Consider the following 19,179-nt stretch of genomic DNA (forward strand, 5'->3'; position numbering starts at 1 on the left):
ATTCTGTTGGTTAGCTATATGAACAAAACGATTTTATTCTGCACGATTATTGCCTTAACAGGATGTAAATCTTTGGATTACGTAAAATCCGGAAAACCTGTAATGGAAGGTAATTCATTAAAAAATATTGATGAATTGTCAGGCTGCATATCCAGACAATGGGCTGGTAATGGAACACCTATAACATCCCTTCCTATTGAGAATGGGGTAAGCCTTTTAGTTCCACAGGCTATGGGTGGGTACGATGTTGTGCTTGATATCAAAAAAGCAGGAAATGGCAGTAGTTTTACTCTTTATGAACGAGTACCAGCATTAACGCCAAAAATTTTTGCTGATAGTGTTAATGCATGTAAATAATAGTTAATCCTGCCGTAACTCATGAGCCGCCTTTTGGGCGGCTTTGTCGTTTATGGAGTGTGAGGAATGGGTAAAGGAAGCAGTAAGGGGCATACCCCGCGCGAAGCGAAGGATAACCTGAAGTCCACGCAGTTGCTGAGTGTGATCGATGCCATCAGCGAAGGGCCGGTTGAAGGTCCGGTGGATGGATTAAAAAGCGTGCTGCTGAACAGTACGCCGGTGCTGGACAGTGAGGGGAATACCAATATCTCCGGTGTCACGGTGGTGTTCCGTGCAGGTGAGCAGGAGCAGACACCGCCGGAGGGATTTGAATCCTCCGGCTCCGAGACGGTGCTGGGTACGGAAGTGAAGTACGACACGCCGATTACCCGGACCATCACGTCTGCAAACATCGACCGTCTGCGCTTTACCTTCGGTGTGCAGGCACTGGTGGAAACCACCTCAAAGGGGGACCGGAATCCGTCGGAAGTCCGCCTGCTGGTTCAGATACAACGTAACGGTGGCTGGGTGACGGAAAAAGACATCACCATTAAGGGAAAAACCACCTCACAGTATCTGGCCTCGGTGGTGGTGGGTAACCTGCCGCCGCGCCCGTTCAGTATCCGGATGCGCAGGATGACGCCGGACAGCACTACAGACCAGCTGCAGAACAAAACGCTCTGGTCGTCATACACCGAAATCATCGATGTGAAACAGGGCTACCCGAACACGGCACTGGTCGGTGTACAGGTGGACTCGGAGCAGTTCGGCAGCCAGCAGGTGAGTCGTAATTATCATCTTCGCGGGCGCATTCTGCAGGTGCCGTCGAACTATAACCCGCAGACGCGGCAATACAGCGGTATCTGGGACGGAACGTTTAAACCGGCATACAGCAACAACATGGCCTGGTGTCTGTGGGATATGCTGACCCATCCGCGCTACGGCATGGGGAAACGTCTTGGTGCGGCGGATGTGGATAAATGGGCGCTGTATGTCATCGGCCAGTACTGCGACCAGTCAGTGCCGGACGGCTTTGGCGGCACGGAGCCGCGCATCACCTGTAATGCTTACCTGACAACACAGCGTAAGGCGTGGGATGTGCTCAGTGATTTCTGCTCGGCGATGCGCTGTATGCCGGTATGGAACGGGCAGACGCTGACGTTCGTGCAGGACCGGCCGTCGGATAAGGTGTGGACCTATAACCGCAGTAATGTGGTGATGCCGGATGACGGCGCGCCGTTCCGCTACAGCTTCAGCGCCCTGAAGGACCGCCATAATGCCGTTGAGGTGAACTGGATTGACCCGGACAACGGCTGGGAGACGGCAACAGAGCTTGTGGAGGACACGCAGGCCATTGCCCGTTACGGTCGTAACGTCACGAAGATGGATGCCTTTGGCTGTACCAGCCGGGGGCAGGCGCACCGCGCCGGGCTGTGGCTGATTAAAACGGAACTGCTGGAAACGCAGACCGTGGACTTCAGCGTGGGTGCCGAAGGGCTTCGCCATGTGCCGGGCGATATCATTGAAATCTGCGATGATGACTATGCGGGTATCAGCATCGGTGGTCGCGTGCTGGCGGTGAACAGCCAGACCCGGACGCTGACGCTCGACCGTGAAATCACGCTGCCATCCTCCGGCACCACGCTGATAAGCCTGGTTGACGGAAATGGCAATCCGGTCAGCGTGGAGGTTCAGTCCGTCACCGACGGCATGAAGGTGAAAGTGAGCCGTGTTCCTGACGGCGTTGCAGAATACAGCGTGTGGGGGCTGAAGCTGCCGACGCTGCGCCAGCGCCTGTTCCGCTGCGTGAGTATCCGTGAGAACGACGACGGCACGTATGCCATCACTGCCGTGCAGCATGTACCGGAAAAAGAAGCCATCGTGGATAACGGGGCGCACTTTGACGGCGACCAGAGCGGCACGGTGAATGGTGTCACGCCGCCAGCGGTGCAGCACCTTACCGCCGAAGTCACCGCAGACAGCGGGGAGTATCAGGTACTGGCCCGCTGGGACACGCCGAAGGTGGTGAAGGGCGTGAGCTTCATGCTTCGCCTGACCGTGGCAGCGGACGACGGCAGTGAGCGGCTGGTCAGCACAGCCCGGACGACGGAAACCACATACCGCTTCAGACAACTGGCGCTGGGGCGTTATATGCTGACGGTCCGGGCGGTAAATGCCCGGGGGCAGCAGGGTGATCCGGCGTCGGTATCGTTCCGGATTGCGGCACCGGTAGCGCCTGTCACTATTGAACTGATACCGGGGTATTTTCAGATAACGGCGGTCCCGAAACTGGCTGTATATGACCCGACGGTACAGTTTGAGTTCTGGTTATCGGAAAAGCGGATTATCGATATCAGGCAGGTTGAAACCACAGCCCGCTATCTTGGTACGGCGCTGTACTGGATAGCCTCCGGACCGGATATTGAGCCGGGCAATAATTATTATTTTTACGTTCGCAGTGTGAATACCGTCGGCAAATCGGCATTTGTGGAGGCTGTTGGCCAGCCGGGTAACGATGCTGAGAAATATCTCCATTTTTTTGAAGGGAAAATAAACAGCACCCTGCTGGGGCAGGAGCTGAACGATCGTATTAATGCCTCGGCATTGCGCAGTGAAGTTGAGCAACTGGAGGATGAGATCAATCAGCAGATAGAGAGTGATATTGCTGAAGTGACCCAAAAAATCGGGGAGACAGAAAACAGCCTCACGCAGCTGGTTGCGAAAAAAAATGATGAGCTGTCACTGGGTATATCACAGGTGAGCCAGAGAGTGGATAACGTCAGCAGCGAACTCACGCAGACGGTCAGTCAGAGTAATGAAGAGAATGCACGCCAGATAGCGCAGGTTCGCCAGTATGTGGATCAAAAAAGCAGTGAAATCATGACGACAACGGACCAGAAGCTGGGAGATCAGGAGGCCACCATCCAGCAGATACAAAAGGTTCAGACGGACACCAGTAATAACCTGAACAGTATGTGGGCCGTGAAACTGCAGCAGATGCAGGATGGTCGCCTTTATATTGCGGGTATCGGTGCCGGTATTGAGAATACCCCTGACGGTATGCAGAGCCAGGTGCTGCTGGCGGCAGACAGGATTGCGATGGTTAATCCTGCGAATGGTAATACAACACCCTTGTTTGTGGCTCAGGGGGATCAGCTGTTCCTGAATGAGGTTTTCATGTCCAGGGCGACGATTGATTTTGCGGAAATTACGGGGGTTCTTCGTTCTTCGGGATTTGAAGTCAGGGGACAGGGAGGCTGGGATCTGAGCCGGGAACTGAACTGCTTCAGGGTCGATGATGAAAACAATGTCATTCGGGTGAGAATGGGCAGGTTATTCTGAGGAGCGAATATGTCATTGCAATATGGCTGGCAAATCATGGATGCAACGGGCAGGGTGGTTACGGATACGTCTGCAATTATGTGCAGACGTTTATTCTCATATCATGTTCCGATCATTGAAGCACTGGCATCAAATATCCCGTGGTCAGTGACATTTGGTGTCAGTTTTAACAATGGAACCCCATTCACACATTGTGTGACACGGAAGGGGATTACGGTGCCTTCCGGCAGGGTATGGTATCCGGTGGCACCGGATATTATCATCAACGGTAACAGCGTCACCTTAACCTATACAGCAAGACATGTTTCATATCCTGATGATTTGGGGTATCTCCTGGCTGTTGGCGGTGTGGATGTTCATTGTGGGGTTTACCACCGATGAGCGGTTATGGCATTCAGCTAATTAATGACTATGGACTGACAGTGGCAGATGCGGAAGATGTGAATTATGTTTTGCGAAGTGCCGGTCAGTTCAGTAATGGTCATTTTATCTCTGGCGGGAACACGACGAGCGCAATCAGTCTGATAACAACCGGAATGAACAGTCCTTTATTGTTTCTGAAGATGAATACAAATAATTCGAGGCTGACACAAAAAACCGGGGTCAATAAGCTGTCCCCTGATTTTGTTAATCCCGGAACATATATATCGGTGACAAGTATAGACGTGTTTAAATGGTGGAATATAAATATTGGCACGGTTCAGTATTATATTTTTGACAAGTGGATACCGCCGGAGCGAAGTTCATACGGTATGCAACTGTTTGACGGTTCAGGAGGAATTATATTTGATTCCGGGTGGTATTTTCTGAAATTACGGGATGTGAAATGGCTTGAACCGCAATATCCAAACCATTCAGGGCATGAGAGCGGTAGTAACTGGAGTAATGTCGGGCATGTTTCCGATGATGTCAATAACACAGCATTATCAATGCCTCTGGGCAGGGGCTGGATTGAGTCATCCTTACAGGGTGGATATTACTATAATGAGTGTTGTCATCTTGACGGTAACGGTAATCTCTATATATCCATAATACCGACAGGTGTTTATCTCGATATATCACCGACAGGAGGCTGGGTTGGCTCAATGAAAACCCAGGTCATGGTTGCGGATGTATCCGGCTTACCGACGAATTATAACCCTGTGGAGATAAGGAACGTTAACGGTTAAGTGCTGTAACGAAATCACGGCAAAATGAAACAGAAAATCTGAATGTAATCACAGCCCGCCGGAACCGGCGGGCTTTTTTGTGAGGTGAATATGGCAGTAAAGATTTCAGGTGTCCTGAAGGACGGAGCGGGTGAGCCTGTCGTAAACTGTGCGATTGAATTGCGTGCCAGAAGAACCAGTCCGACAGTTGTGGTTAATATTGTGGCAACCTGTCTTACGGGAAGTGATGGCGGGTATACTATTAATGCTGAGCCGGGATTTTATGATGTATTTTTGTCCCGCTCAGGGCATCCTCCTGTAAAGGCGGGGGAAATTTATGTTGCACCGACAGATGAGCCGGATACGCTGAATGCTTTTCTGGATGCACCAAAGGAGGGTGATTTACGCCCTGAGGTAATGAAGCGTTTTGAGGAAATGGTAAATACCGTTGTTCGCTTGTCTGAGCAGGTGGTCAGTGACAGGGAGAGAGCAGAAACAGCTGCTGATGATGCAATCAATGCAGCAACATCTGCGGCGGTTAGTAAGGATGAGGCAGAAGAGCTAAAAAATCAGACACAGCAGAGCGCCGAAGCTGCAGCCGGAAACGCACAGCAGACGGCACAGGATGTGACGACAACCGCAACGGCCCGTGATGATGCGGAACGTTTTGCGGGTGAGGCAGAAAACAGCGCACAGTCATCAGGCACAGCGCGGGACGAATCAGTCGATGCCGCCGAACGCGCCCGCCTTTATCATAATGCCGCATCATCAGCAGCGACCAGTTCAGAACTGTCGGCAAATGCGGCGCTGGGGCACAAAAACAGTGCCGCCGAATACGCCCGACAGGCTAAAGCCAGCCAGGATGCAGGTGCAGACAATGCGCAGGACGCGAAACAGTACAGGGATGAGGCGCAGCAGATAGTTGATGACCTGAATGCAACAAATGCCTCCACGACAGAAAAAGGTCTGGTGCAACTGTGTAGTGACACGGATAACGACAGCGAGGAACTGGCTGCCACGCCAAAGGCTGTCAAAACCGTCATGGAGGAGACGAAAACAAAAGCGCCACTGGACAGTCCGGCCTTCACCGGCACCCCAACCACCCCAACCCCACCGGATGATGCCGCCGGTCTGGAAGCAGCGAACGCAGCGTTTGTGCGCAAACTGCTTGCTGCGCTGGTTGGCTCATCGCCGGAAGTTCTGGACACCCTGAACGAGCTGGCAGCGGCGCTGGGCAATGACCCGAACTTTGCGACGACAATCACAAACGCGCTGGCAGGCAAACAACCGCTTAATGACGTCTTAACGGCAATCAGCGCACTGACGCAACGGGCAGATAATCTTCTGTACTTCAATACAGACGGGAATGCCTCACTGTCTCTGCTGTCAGAGAAGGGCCGCGCATTACTGGCGCATGACACGGCTGAAGCCATGCGCACGGAGCTTGAGCTGAACGCGGCTGCGACGATGGAACCCCAGAGTGATATCCGTGACCGCACACCGGGCAGGCTGGCCCTGTCCGGGATGTATGGGTTTGGACAGGCATTCACCAGCGCCGAAGCTCTGTCATTTAACGGACAGGCTGATTTCGTTATATGGCTGCAGACAGTCACCCCGGGGCGGTATGCGGTCAGTATTGCGGACTCCTCCACGCTGCTGGTGGGCACCACGAAATTTAACGGTATCATTGATGTGATGTGGTCACCCTCTGATAACAATGGTTCAGACACGGCGCGTAAATTCAAAACGCTGCTGTACTACAACCAGTATTACGAGGATGAGCACAGCATACATTGTATGCGTTATCGCTACAGTGGTAACAGCTGGAATGCAACATCAAGCCTTATTGTGTATGACGGCAACTCCCTGGCATATCTGATGTCCTCAACCGCCGGTAATGGCCCGTTCTCATATTACCAATACCCGGCCGTCGGTGTGCCGATTATGGCGGTATATCAGGGAGAAAGTTTTGGTGAAAATGCTTCTCTGGGACTCGGTGATACTGTGCCGGGTTCCCGTCTTGGTCCTCTGGCCATGAGTGCACAGGTTAGTGATACAGGGACATACGCATCCTCACCGCAGGTTGTGATTGGCGGTGCCGGTGAATACAACTTCCCCGGTCGTTACACGGCGCTTTCGGGCCTGGGTAACAATTATGGTACTCAGCGTGGCTTTATCGGTCTTTTTGTACGCATTGAGTAATGAGGAAATCAGGCATGAAAATCAGAGCGGTGAAAGGCATCAGAAACGCACATTATCTTGAAAATGGTGCGGTTGACTGCGAGGTGTTATTTGAAGGTGAAACGGAGTTTGCCCTGTATACCGCCATACAGGATGATATGGCCCCGACAGGCCAGCACATCTGGCAGGAGCTGCAAAGCGGGAAATGGGGCGAAATCGCCCCGTTCACTGTCACGCCTGAACTTATTGCAGCGGCAAAGGATGCCAAAAGGCGGGAAATTGAGGCATGGCGCGACAGTCAGGAAAACGTTGAGTTTATTTTCACGTTTGATGGCCGTCGTTTTGATGGCGGAAAAACCTCGCAGTCACGTCTTGCCCCCGTGGTTGCAGCAGCGCAGGCCGGACTGCTTCCGGAGGGTTTTTTCTGGACTGATGCGGATAATAATAACGTCGTACTGACCAGGGAGAAACTTATTGCGCTGAACGATGCCATGATGGTGGCCATGGTGGAGGAGGGCTTTAAAATCCACGAACGCCAGCGGGAGATGAAGGAACAACTGAATAATCTGGATGATTTGCGTTCAATCAGGGAAATGGTGATTAGCGATAATTAGCGGTCAATTCCGGGCTTTTTTGGCGCGCTTTCCGCCCAGAATTATACGTCAATTAGACTGGAATTAATCGGGTTCAGGATTGTTTTGTTGTGGCAAAATTGGGACAAAAGGGGCAAAAATGGGGCAAAAAAAGAGTAGGTCATTGTGGTTTATTGTAGTTGCTGATATGTTTTAATTCATTGAAAATGAAATAAAATACTTATGAGTCAGATGGTTGCAATTTTTGTCCTTACTTGTTCAGGTTGTATTGTTCTTTCTTACTAATTTCTTGATTTTGCGACATTTAAAAGCGACTCAATTCGTTATATGGCATCAGAAGAGTATGCGTCATGCCGGAACGCCCAGCATAAGAAATCTGATATAAAAACTGTGGCGTGTATGGTACGGATTAGAGGGGAAAATGTCAGCACATTTGCGAAATGAATCAAAAAGCCCGCAGCAATGTGCGGGCGTTAGTGTCAGCGCACAACCAGCACGGAGCACTCTGCGTGACGCACTACAGCTGCGGCGTTAGAACCGAGCAGATAAGTGGTGATATCCGGTCGATGGGAAGCAATGATGATCATATGAGCGGGGATCTTCTTCGCCAATTCCAGAATGCGGTCTTTGGGCGAGCCTTCCTCAACATGGACATGCACTCTGTCGGTTGGCAGTTTAAATTTTTTAATGATCTCTTCCAGTTGCGATTTGGCTTCCGCTTTCAGGTCATCCATTGCCGGTAATTCTGCGGAATACGCTAAACCCAGAGAGGCATAGTAGGGCAGTGAAGGTATTACCGTCAGGAAATGAACCTCTGCATCATCAATCTTTGCCTCTGCCTCAACGTGGCTAATCACGCGTTGAGTTAATTCTGAATCGGAAATATCGATAGGGACAAGAATCGTTCTGTTCATAAAACCTCCTGTTTTAGTATCCGCATAAAGTGTAACGCCAGATGACACTTTTTGTGTAATGACGGAGTTCACATTTTTAATTTAGATCAAAGGAGGAAGAATAAGCAGAAAAAGCCCGCCATAACAGCGGGCAGGAGGATTTAGAACTGATAAACCAGACCTAAAGCGACAATATCATCGGTAGAGATGCCGTTGGCAGCGTAGAAGCTGTCATCTTCATCCAACAGGTTGATTTTATAGTCAACGTAGGTGGACATATTTTTATTGAAATAGTAAGTCGCGCCAACATCGGCGTATTTTACCAGATCTTTATCATCAACACCTGCCGGGTTGTCTGCACCACCGGCAGCGTGCAGGTCACGGCCTTTAGACATCAGGAAAGAGACTGCCGGACGCAGACCAAAATCAAACTGGTACTGTGCAGTGACTTCAAAGTTCTGGGTTTTGTTTGCAACAGCATAATCGCTGTCGCCAAACGGGGTCATATTACGCGTTTCTGAATACATGGTTGCCAGGTAAATATTATTAGCATCGTATTTTAGCCCAGCAGTCCACGCGTCTGCTTTATCACCACCAGCCGCAGTATGGTTAACCTGGTCATTGGTGCGGTCAGAAGAGGTGTATGCCGCACCAGCGCTAAAGCCCATACCTAAATCATATGTTGTGGAAAGACCCCAGCCGTCACCGTTTTCATGGCGAACATCACGTCCGTTGTTGGTGCCTTCCTGACCATTACTGGCTCCTTCGTTGTTACCTTGATACTGCACCGCGAAGTTCAGACCATTTACCAGACCGAAGAAATCAGTGTTACGATAAGTCGCGACGCCATTGGCACGACCAGTCATAAAGTTGTCTGCATTGGTATAAGAGTCACCGCCAAATTCAGGCAGCATATCGGTCCAGCCTTCGATGTCGTACAGTACGCCATAATTACGTCCGTAATCGAAAGAACCGTAATCTGCAAATTTCAGTCCGGCAAATGCCAGACGGGTCCATGACTGGTTTTTTGAAGATTCAGTGTTGTTTGCCTGAATATTGTATTCCCATTGACCGTAGCCAGTAAGTTGATCGTTAATTTGGGTTTCGCCTTTAAAACCCAGACGCGCATAGCTCTGGTCGCCATCTTTCGCTGAATTATCAGAAAAATAATGCAGGCCATCAACTTTGCCATACAGATCTAATTTATTGCCGTCTTTATTATAAACTTCGGCTGCATGTGCAGCACCTGCGGCGAGCAGGGCAGGAATTAAAAGTGCCAGTACTTTGCTTTTCATTGAATAAATCCTTTAGTTATTTTATTTGCCTTTTATCCCCATTTCGGGGAATGAAAACATCCTAAAGGAGAAGTTCAGTTAGCCGATAAATATCATTTGTTACGCCTTAAGTAAAACCTTAATCAAATAATTCCTCTGAAATGATAATAAGTCTGGTGAATGTATCGAAGATAATACATACAAAATAAAAATTATACTTTTAATTTGCTATACGTTATTCTGCGCGGGTTATATGCCTTTATTGTCACAGATTTTATTTTCTGTTGGGCCATTGCATTGCCACTGATTTTCCAACATATAAGAAGACAAGCCCGAACAGTCGTTCGGGCTTTTTTTTAGAATTGGATAATCCTTATCCAGAGCATTTAATCGGTGTTGCTTTTTTCCGCTTTTCCGGCCATTTGTGCCAGGAAGTCATAGCGTTTTTGCAAATCAGCTGCGGCATCTTTCCATAACTGTTCTGCCACTTCTGGCTGCTGCGAATTCAGACGACGGAAACGCTGCTCGTGAAGTAACGTTTCTTCCAGTGCTTCTGACGGCGGGCGTGAATCCAGCGCCAGCGGCAGTTTGCCTTCATCGGCTCGACGTGGATCGAAGCGATATAGCGGCCAGAAGCCGGTGGCAGTGAGTTGGCGCATCTGGTCGTGACTGAGTGCCAGATCGTAACCATGCTCTTCACACGGGCTATAAGCGATGATCAGCGATGGTCCCGGATACGCTTCTGCTTCCTGAATCGCTTTCACTGTCTGGTTGAGCTGCGCGCCGAGAGAAATTTGCGCCACATAAACATGACCGTACATCATCATACTGACGCCAAGATCTTTACGCGCTTTACGTTTGCCGTGCTCGCCAAATTTAGTTACTGCACCCAGCGGTGTCGCTTTCGACGCCTGACCACCGGTGTTGGAATAGCATTGCGTATCCAGCACCAGAATGTTGACGTTTTCCGTCAAACTCAATACATGATCCAGACCGCCAAAGCCGATATCGTAAGCCCAGCCATCGCCACCAATCAGCCAGATTGATTTTTCCACCAGTGCATCTGCATCACGTAGCAGTTCATGTGCTTCGGCAACATCGTTGAGTTGCTGGCGTAAAGCTGCAACCTGTTCACGACGAACCTCTGGCTTGGCGTCTGATTTCAACGCAGTTAGTAATTCCGCCGGGATTTTATCGGCAAATTGATCCAGCAGACGCAGCACGCGGACACGGTGTTGATCGACCGTCAGGCGGAAACCAAGGCCAAATTCGGCGTTATCTTCAAACAGCGAGTTCGCCCATGCCGGTCCACGACCGTTGGCATCGGTAGTATACGGTGTAGAGGGCAGGTTACCGCCATAAATTGAAGAACAACCCGTAGCGTTAGCGATCAACATCCGATCGCCATAGAGCTGAGTCAGCAATTTAATATACGGCGTCTCGCCACAACCAGAGCAAGCACCTGAATATTCAAACAGCGGTGTAATCAGTTGCGATGTACGAATATCAATACGTTCCAGTTTGCTGCGATCGATTTCTGGTAAATTCAGGAAGAAGTCGTAATTGATTTTCTCTTCTTCCACATGTTCCAGGCGCGACATCATATTGATGGCTTTAATCTCTGGATCCTGACGGTCTTTCGCCGGGCAAACTTCGACGCACAGGTTACAACCGGTGCAATCTTCCGGTGCCACCTGCAAGACATATTTCTGCCCGCGCATATCACGCGATTTCACATCCAGCGAATGCAGGCTGGCAGGGGCATTTTCCATTGCTTCAGGCGGCACTACTTTGGCGCGAATAGCTGAGTGTGGGCAAGCGGCAACGCAGTGGTTACATTGGGTACAGAGTTCCTCTTTCCAGATGGGGATCTCTTCGGCAATATTGCGTTTTTCCCAGCGGGTGGTACCCATCGGCCAGGTGCCGTCTGGCGGCAGCGCCGAAACGGGGAGAGCATCGCCAAGTCCGGCGAGCATCGCAGCGGTAACGGTTTTCACGAAATCAGGAGCAGCATCGGAAACCACAGGCGGTCGATTGGCGCTGTGCGGATTAACCGGCTGCAGCGGAACTTCTTCTACCGATTCACGCGCCAGTGCCAGAGCCTGCCAGTTGCGTTCCACCAGATCCTGGCCTTTGCTGCTGTAGCTTTTGGCAATCGCGCCCTGCAATTCGGCCAGGGCGCTGTCGCCAGGCAGAATTTGCGTCAGATGGAAAAAAGCCATCTGCATGACGGTATTAATACGGGCCGCCAGGCCACATTCACGGGCGATTTTCGCCGCGTTAATCACATAGAAGCGCGCTTTTTTCTGGTTTAACACGGCCTGAACTTCCTGCGGCAAGCGCGACCATACTTCATCTGCGCTGTACGGCGTGTTGAGCAGGAAAATGCCGCCAGGTTTTAAACGTTCAGCCATCTGATATTTGTCGATAAACTGCAACTGGTGACAGCCAACAAAATCAGCCTGGGAAATGAGATAAGCGGAACGAATCGGCTGCTCGCTCACGCGAAGGTGAGAAACCGTCAGGCCGCCTGCCTTTTTGGAGTCGTAAACAAAATAGCCCTGTGCGTACCACGGCGTGGAATTACCGATAATTTTGATATTGTTTTTGGTCGCGGAAACGCTGCCATCACTACCAAGACCATAAAACAAGGCTTCCAGTTTCGCCGAGTTTGGCAGGGTGTTTTCCGGCAACGGAAGTGACAGATTGGTCACATCATCGTAAATACCAACCGTAAAGCGCGCTTTCGGTTTAGCCGCGTTGAGCTCGGCAAATACCGCCAGTACACAGTCCGGGCCAAATTCTTTGGATGAAAGACCATAGCGCCCGCCGATGACACGGGGCAGGGTTTCGCGCTCGCCATTATTAAAGGCTTCAGCCAGTGTGGTCATTACATCCAGGTACAGGGGTTCCGCTTGCGCACCTGGCTCCTTGGTGCGATCCAGCACCGCCACTGTCCGAACAGAGTCCGGCAATGCTTGCAGTAAGTGTTTGGCGGAGAAGGGGCGGTACAGGCGAACTTTTAGCACGCCCACTTTTTCGCCTCGGGTCAGCAATTCATCAACCACTTCTTCACAGGTGCCGATGGCAGAGCCCATCAGGATAATCACCCGTTCCGCTTGTGGATGCCCGTAATACTCAAACGGCTGATAATGGCGACCTGTCGCGGCAGCGAAATCATTCATTGCCTGTTCAACATGGTCATAGACTGCGTTGTACCATGGGTTGGTGGCTTCGCGAGACTGGAAATAAGTGTCAGGATTGGCGGACGTACCGCGGATCACCGGATGTTCCGGGTTTAGTGCACGGGCGCGATGAGCATCAATTTCTGCCTGCGGCATCAGTTCAAGAATAGTGTCATCGGCCAGCGGGACAATTTTATTGATCTCGTGGGAGGTGCGGAAACCATCAAAGAAATGAATAAATGGCACGCGACTTTTCAGCGTCGCAATGTGCGAAATGAGAGCAAAGTCTTGCGCCTCCTGGACGTTTGCTGCACACAACATCGCGCAACCCGTCTGGCGCACTGCCATGACGTCGGAATGATCGCCAAAAATAGAGAGTGCATGTGTGGCAACGGTACGAGCCGCAACATGCAGGACAAACGGCGTCAGTTCGCCTGCCAGTTTGTACAGCGTTGGGATCATCAGCAGCAAACCCTGCGATGACGTAAACGATGTTGAGAGGGCGCCAGTTTGCAAAGCACCATGCACGGTAGCGATAGCACCCGCTTCCGACTGCATTTCAACCACGCGTGGTGTGTCTCCCCAAACGTTTTTCAAGCCGTTTCCGGCCCATGCATCAGCCTGTTCTGCCATCGTGGAACTGGGGGTAATAGGGTAGATGGCGATAACTTCACTGGTGCGATACGCCACCGAAGCAACCGCGCCATTACCGTCAATAGTAATCATATGACACCCTTACATTGCGCAAATGAGGGGCGCACGAAATTGCTGCGCGCCCAGTAGTTATCTTTCAATTTTAGCAAATGGCTTTCTTCTGCATTTTCTCTTTTGTGTCCCCTACATCAGCGTAATGAATGTTTTGATCAAACAGAGGGCAAAAAAATAGCCATAAAAAAGTAAAAATGCGGGGCAACGCGCAGGACAGCTCTCGACGCCGCCCTCTGTGCTGCCTATTATTTATGGCGGTGTCGTTTGGCTTGAAGATCAGAGGAAGAAAAGATGCGAGCAGCGTTTTGGGTAGGGTGTGCCGCTTTATTATTGTCGGCGTGTAGTAGTGAACCTGTTCAGCAGGCGACTGCGGCGCACGTAGCGCCAGGTTTAAAAGCGTCGATGTCCAGTAGTGGAGAAGCAAATTGTGCAATGATCGGCGGTTCGCTTTCTGTTGCCCGTCAACTGGATGGTACGGCGATTGGGATGTGTGCATTACCCAACGGCAAACGCTGTAGCGAACAGTCACTTGCCGCCGGGAGCTGTGGCAGCTATTAATTCATTAAATCCGCCAGCTTATAAGTTAATGTCTGTTTCGCGGTCGCCAGCGTTAACTGGTTCGCGGTCAGATCCACTTGTGCACCTTCTTTCAGCATTTCGCTAATGGTGTTATCGAGTTCATTAAGCTGCGGGTTAGCGCACATCATACGGGTCATTGCCAGCCCTTTGGCTGTCAGTTCACCATTAGACAGTTTGCCTTCACCGCTAAAGCGGTTACACATGCTGCCGGAAATCATCATCTTTTCACCAAAGCTGATTTCTGGCGGGTTTTTATCGCTGGTCACGGGCTTACCGTTTACGCTTTCCAGCACAAAGCGATGATGCTGTAGCTGTTCTGGGGTTACAGCAATTTTGTCATTACTTACACATCCCGCCATCAGCAGGCTTAGCGCAACAAGCGCGGCTACTTTCTTCATTGTGGTTCTCAATTACGGTTTCTGACTGAGGAATATTTTAAGAATAGAGGATGAAATATCTTTGGGGATTATCTGAATAAGCTCCCCTGGCGTACAGGGGAGCGGCAAAATTAAACCAGTTCGTTCGGGCAGGTTTCGCCTTTTTCCAGATTGCTTAAGTTTTGCAGGGTAGTTTGGGAAATACTGGTCAGCGCTTCTGCTGTCAGGAATGCCTGATGCCCGGTAAACAGCACGTTGTGGCAGGCAGACAGGCGACGGAATACGTCATCCTGAATTACGTCGTTGGATTTATCTTCAAAGAACAGATCGCGTTCGTTTTCATACACGTCCATACCCAACGAACCAATTTTCTGATTTTTCAGCGCTTCAATTGCCGCCTGAGAATCAATCAATGCACCGCGACTGGTATTGACGATCATCACGCCATTTTTCATCTGATCGAAGGCGGCTTCGTTCAACAGATGGTAGTTTTCCGGTGTCAGCGGGCAGTGCAGAGAGATAACGTCTGATTCAGAGAACAGGGTTGGCAGATCGACATACTCCACGCCGAGCTCCAGCGCCGCCGCACTTGGGTACGGATCGAACGCCAGCAGACGCATACCAAAACCTTTGAGAATGCGCAGCATCGCCACACCGATTTTACCAGTACCGATAACGCCTGCCGTTTTGCCATACATGGTAAAGCCGGTCAGACCTTCCAGAGAGAAGTTGGCGTCACGCGTACGCTGATACGCGCGGTGGATACGGCGGTTCAGCGTCATCATCATACCGATGGCGTGTTCAGCAACGGCTTCTGGATCATAGGCTGGAACACGGACTACTTTCAGCCCCAGTTCTTTTGCTGCGTCAAGGTCGACGTTATTGAAGCCTGCACAGCGCAGGGCGATATATTTAACACCGTGTTTTTTCAGCTCTTCCAGCACTGGGCGGCTGCCGTCATCGTTTACGAAAATACATACCGCTTCGCAGCCATTGGCGGTTTTAGCGGTTTTTTCCGTCAGCAGAAAGTCAAAAAATTCCAGCTCAAAGCCAAAGGACTCGTTCACCTGTTGCAGGTACTTCTTGTCGTACTGTTTTGTGCTATATACGGCGAGTTTCATAAGACTTTCTCCAGTGATGTTGAATCACATTTAAGCTACTAAAAATATTTTACAAAATATAAAATATAATTGAAAGCTATGGCGATATTGAAAAATTCATCAACAACTATGCTTAGTGTAGGCGCAACCTTCAACTGAACGGTTAAACATGCCACAATACCCGTATTGAATGCTTAATTTTTCGCTAAATCAGGATATTAACTACCCATGCTGGGTAAATATAAAGCCGTTCTCGCGCTGTTATTACTGATTATTCTTGTGCCGTTGACGCTGCTGATGACGCTCGGCTTGTGGGTTCCCACGCTGGCGGGCATCTGGCTACCGCTCGGGACACGTATTGCTTTAGATGAAAGCCCACGCATTACGCGTAAAGGTTTAATCATTCCCGATCTCCGTTATCTGGTGGGCGATTGTCAGCTTGCACATATCACAAACGCCAGCCTTTCTCATCCCAGCCGCTGGTTATTGAACGTCGGCACGGTAGAACTTGATTCTGCTTGTCTGGCGAAATTGCCGCAGACGGAGCAATCGCCAGCCGCTCCAAAAACCCTCGCGCAGTGGCAGGCCATGTTGCCTAACACCTGGATCAATATCGATAAACTGATTTTTTCTCCCTGGCAGGAATGGCAGGGAAAACTCTCTCTCGCATTAAACTCCGATATCCAGCAACTGCGTTATCAGGGCGAAAAAGTTAAATTTCAAGGCCAGCTGAAAGGGCAACAACTTACAGTCAGCGAACTGGATGTCGTCGCGTTTGAAAATCAGCCGCCAGTTAAACTGGTGGGGGAATTTACTATGCCGCTAGTGCCGGATGGACTTCCTGTAAGTGGTCATGCTACTGCGACGTTAAACTTGCCGCAGGAGCCTTCACTGGTGGATGCCGAGCTGGACTGGCAGGAAAATAGCGGGCAATTGATTGTGCTGGCACGGGATAACGGCGATCCGTTGCTCGATCTGCCGTGGCAAATTACTCGCCAACAATTGACCGTAAGCGATGGTCGCTGGAGCTGGCCGTATGCAGGTTTTCCTTTGAGTGGACGACTGGGTGTCAAAGTCGACAACTGGCAGGCAGGGCTTGAGAATGCTCTGGTCAGCGGACGACTGAGTGTGCTGACCCAGGGGCAAGCGGGTAAGGGCAACGCGGTGCTTAATTTTGGCCCAGGAAAATTAAGTATGGATAACAGCCAGCTGCCTTTGCAACTGACCGGTGAAGCGAAACAGGCGGACCTCATTTTATATGCCCGTTTACCTGCGCAGCTAAGCGGAAGTCTGACTGACCCAATGCTGGCCTTTGAGCCAGGCGCGTTATTACGTTCGAAGGGAAGAGTCATCGATTCGCTGGACATCGATGAAATCCGCTGGCCTTTAGCGGGTGTAAAAGTCACCCAACGTGGTGTTGACGGACGTTTGCAGGCCATTTTGCAGGCGCATGAAAATGAACTGGGCGATTTCGTGCTGCATATGGATGGACTGGCGAATGATTTTCTCCCTGACGCTGGCCGCTGGCAGTGGCGCTACTGGGGCAAGGGCAGTTTTACCCCAATGCACGCCAGTTGGGATGTCGCAGGAAAAGGTGAGTGGCGTGACAGCACGATTACGCTGACCGATCTCTCCACCGGCTTTGACAAATTGCAATACGGGACAATGACGGTAGAAAAGCCGCGATTGATTCTCGACAAGCCCGTTGTCTGGGTACGTGATGTGCAGAATCCTTCGTTCAGCGGCGCGCTGTCACTGGACGCCGGGCAAACACTGTTCACTGGTGGCAGTGTGTTACCGCCATCAACCTTAAAATTTAGTGTCGATGGACGCGATCCGACGTATTTCCTCTTTAAAGGCGATTTACATGCTGGTGAGATTGGCCCGGTTCGGGTAAATGGTCGCTGGGACGGTATTCGTCTGCGCGGTAACGCCTGGTGGCCTAAACAATCACTGACCGTATTCCAGCCGCTGGTGCCACCCGACTGGAAGATGAACTTACGCGATGGCGAACTATATGCCCAGGTCGCATTTTCTGCTGCGCCTGAACAAGGATTCCGCGCGGGAGGGCACGGTGTGTTGAAAGGCGGTAGTGCCTGGATGCCAGATAATCAGGTTAACGGTGTCGATTTTGTTTTGCCATTTCGCTTTTCCGATGGAGCCTGGCATCTGGGGACTCGCGGCCCCGTTACGTTGCGAATTGCCGAAGTGATTAATCTGGTGACAGCGAAAAATATTACGGCTGACTTGCAAGGGCGTTATCCGTGGAGTGAAGACGAACCATTGTTGTTGACCGATGTTAGCGTCGATGTGTTAGGCGGTAACGTGCTGATGAAACAATTACGCATGCCGCAACATGACCCGGCGCTGTTGCGGCTGAATAATCTCTCATCCAGCGAACTGGTTAGCGCCGTCAATCCGAAACAATTCGCCATGTCCGGGGCATTTAGTGGGGCATTGCCTTTATGGCTGAACAATGAAAAATGGATAGTTAAAGACGGCTGGCTGGCAAATAGCGGACCAATGACCTTGCGGCTGGATAAAGACACCGCAGATGCGGTGGTGAAAGACAATATGACCGCGGGTTCTGCGATTAACTGGTTGCGCTATATGGAAATTAGCCGTTCATCGACAAAAATTAATTTAGATAATCTCGGTGTGTTAACCATGCAGGCCAATATTACAGGTACCAGTCGCGTCGACGGTAAAAGTGGTACGGTAAATCTTAATTACCATCATGAAGAGAATATTTTTACGCTGTGGCGCAGTTTACGCTTTGGCGATAATCTCCAGGCATGGTTGGAGCAGAACGCGCGTCTGCCGGAAAATGGCTGTCCGCAAGGAAAAAGGTGTGAGGAAAAACAATGAAAATTTTACTGGCTGCGTTGACGTCATCTTTTATGCTGGTTGGCTGTACGCCTCGCATTGAAGTCGCTGCACCTAAGGAACCGATCACTATCAATATGAACGTTAAAATTGAGCATGAGATCATCATTAAGGCAGACAAAGATGTCGAAGATTTACTCAAAACCCGTAGCGATCTTTTCTGAGGCGATGATGAAGAAAACATTACTTCTTTGTGCGTTTCTTGTTGGACTGGTAAGCAGCAATGTAGTGGCATTAACACTGGACGAGGCCAGAATCCAGGGGCGGGTAGGTGAAACATTTAACGGTTATTTGGTTGCGTTGAAAACGGATGCTGAAACAGAGAAATTAGTAACCGAGATTAATGACGCACGTAAAGTGAGTTATCAACAACTGGCAAAGCAAAATAATGTATCGGTAGATGATATCGCGAAGCTTGCCGGACAAAGGCTTGTAGCTCGGGCCAAACGGGGGGAATATGTGCAGGGAATTAACGGGAAATGGTTGCAAAAATAAGCACTATGCAACAGCGATATTTCAATGATTTAATTTAAAGGCTGTATAGATATTTTATGGGTGTCCTATTTTTCCAACGCCA

The 19,179-nt window shown here is 50.4% G+C and carries 14 protein-coding genes and 1 pseudogene; 10 read left to right on the top strand and 5 right to left on the bottom strand.

The features are described 5' to 3' along the window. Window positions 1–18: 18 nt before the first annotated feature. From QUE74_RS09365 to QUE74_RS09390, 6 genes and pseudogenes are all read left to right on the top strand, one after another. Window positions 19–357, top strand: a complete 339-nt coding sequence (locus QUE74_RS09365) for a hypothetical protein (protein WP_001332187.1) — start codon at window positions 19–21, stop codon at window positions 355–357. Window positions 358–423: 66 nt separating this feature from the next. After that, window positions 424–3,642, top strand: a pseudogene (gene gpJ, locus QUE74_RS09370) (phage attachment tail tip protein J); the annotation flags it as partial. Between the two features lie 45 nt (window positions 3,643–3,687). Next, window positions 3,688–4,059: a hypothetical protein gene (locus QUE74_RS09375; protein ID WP_047089024.1), complete on the top strand. Its 372-nt coding sequence runs from the start codon at window positions 3,688–3,690 to the stop codon at window positions 4,057–4,059. Then, window positions 4,056–4,847: a hypothetical protein gene (locus QUE74_RS09380; protein ID WP_000017388.1), complete on the top strand. Its 792-nt coding sequence runs from the start codon at window positions 4,056–4,058 to the stop codon at window positions 4,845–4,847. The genes QUE74_RS09375 and QUE74_RS09380 overlap by 4 nt, the downstream gene beginning before the upstream one ends. Before the next feature lie 90 nt (window positions 4,848–4,937). Continuing rightward, on the top strand, window positions 4,938–7,028 hold the full coding sequence (locus QUE74_RS09385) for a prophage tail fiber N-terminal domain-containing protein (protein ID WP_286331996.1): 2,091 nt from the start codon (window positions 4,938–4,940) through the stop codon (window positions 7,026–7,028). 14 nt (window positions 7,029–7,042) lie between these two features. Further along, window positions 7,043–7,621 (top strand): DUF4376 domain-containing protein, encoded by a 579-nt coding sequence (locus QUE74_RS09390; protein ID WP_000701862.1) that lies wholly within the window; start codon window positions 7,043–7,045, stop codon window positions 7,619–7,621. A 458-nt stretch (window positions 7,622–8,079) separates the two neighbouring features. Here the strand turns inward: QUE74_RS09390 and uspF are convergent, their stop codons facing one another. From uspF to nifJ, 3 genes are all read right to left on the bottom strand, one after another. Next, window positions 8,080–8,514, bottom strand: coding sequence for a universal stress protein UspF (uspF, locus tag QUE74_RS09395; protein WP_001295593.1), 435 nt, complete (start codon window positions 8,512–8,514; stop codon window positions 8,080–8,082). Between the two features lie 140 nt (window positions 8,515–8,654). Beyond that, entirely contained in the window at window positions 8,655–9,788 is a 1,134-nt protein-coding gene (gene ompN / locus QUE74_RS09400; protein ID WP_000837907.1) for a porin OmpN, read from the bottom strand. A 365-nt stretch (window positions 9,789–10,153) separates the two neighbouring features. Next, a complete protein-coding gene (gene nifJ, locus QUE74_RS09405) occupies window positions 10,154–13,678 on the bottom strand; it encodes a pyruvate:ferredoxin (flavodoxin) oxidoreductase (RefSeq protein WP_000628263.1) in 3,525 nt (1,174 codons plus the stop codon). A 273-nt stretch (window positions 13,679–13,951) separates the two neighbouring features. Here nifJ and QUE74_RS09410 point away from each other — a divergent pair, with 273 nt between their 5' ends. Continuing rightward, the gene (locus QUE74_RS09410; protein ID WP_001295715.1) at window positions 13,952–14,218 is read left to right on the top strand and encodes a putative hemolysin; all 267 of its coding nucleotides are present in this window, start codon (window positions 13,952–13,954) and stop codon (window positions 14,216–14,218) included. On the opposite strand, the gene hslJ is transcribed toward QUE74_RS09410, so the two are convergent. Both hslJ and ldhA read right to left on the bottom strand, forming a co-directional pair. Beyond that, window positions 14,215–14,637 carry a heat shock protein HslJ gene (gene hslJ / locus QUE74_RS09415; protein ID WP_001309480.1) on the bottom strand — a complete coding sequence of 141 codons (423 nt, stop codon included), beginning with the start codon at window positions 14,635–14,637 and terminating at the stop codon, window positions 14,215–14,217. The two genes, QUE74_RS09410 and hslJ, sit on opposite strands and share 4 nt — an antisense overlap. A gap of 110 nt (window positions 14,638–14,747) precedes the next feature. Beyond that, on the bottom strand, window positions 14,748–15,737 hold the full coding sequence (gene ldhA / locus QUE74_RS09420; protein WP_000762229.1) for a D-lactate dehydrogenase: 990 nt from the start codon (window positions 15,735–15,737) through the stop codon (window positions 14,748–14,750). A gap of 207 nt (window positions 15,738–15,944) precedes the next feature. Here ldhA and QUE74_RS09425 point away from each other — a divergent pair, with 207 nt between their 5' ends. The 3 genes from QUE74_RS09425 to QUE74_RS09435 are packed head-to-tail and all read left to right on the top strand — an operon-like array spanning window position 15,945 to window position 19,097. Further along, a complete protein-coding gene (locus QUE74_RS09425) occupies window positions 15,945–18,584 on the top strand; it encodes a YdbH family protein (protein ID WP_000900929.1) in 2,640 nt (879 codons plus the stop codon). Continuing rightward, window positions 18,581–18,766 (top strand): YnbE family lipoprotein, encoded by a 186-nt coding sequence (locus QUE74_RS09430; RefSeq protein WP_000698143.1) that lies wholly within the window; start codon window positions 18,581–18,583, stop codon window positions 18,764–18,766. Before QUE74_RS09425 ends, QUE74_RS09430 begins: the two co-directional genes overlap by 4 nt. Before the next feature lie 4 nt (window positions 18,767–18,770). After that, on the top strand, window positions 18,771–19,097 hold the full coding sequence (locus tag QUE74_RS09435; protein ID WP_001360607.1) for a YdbL family probable chaperone protein: 327 nt from the start codon (window positions 18,771–18,773) through the stop codon (window positions 19,095–19,097). Window positions 19,098–19,179: the final 82 nt, after the last annotated feature.

This window comes from Escherichia sp. 10290, assembly GCF_030295155.1.
GTDB lineage: Bacteria > Pseudomonadota > Gammaproteobacteria > Enterobacterales > Enterobacteriaceae > Escherichia > Escherichia coli_F.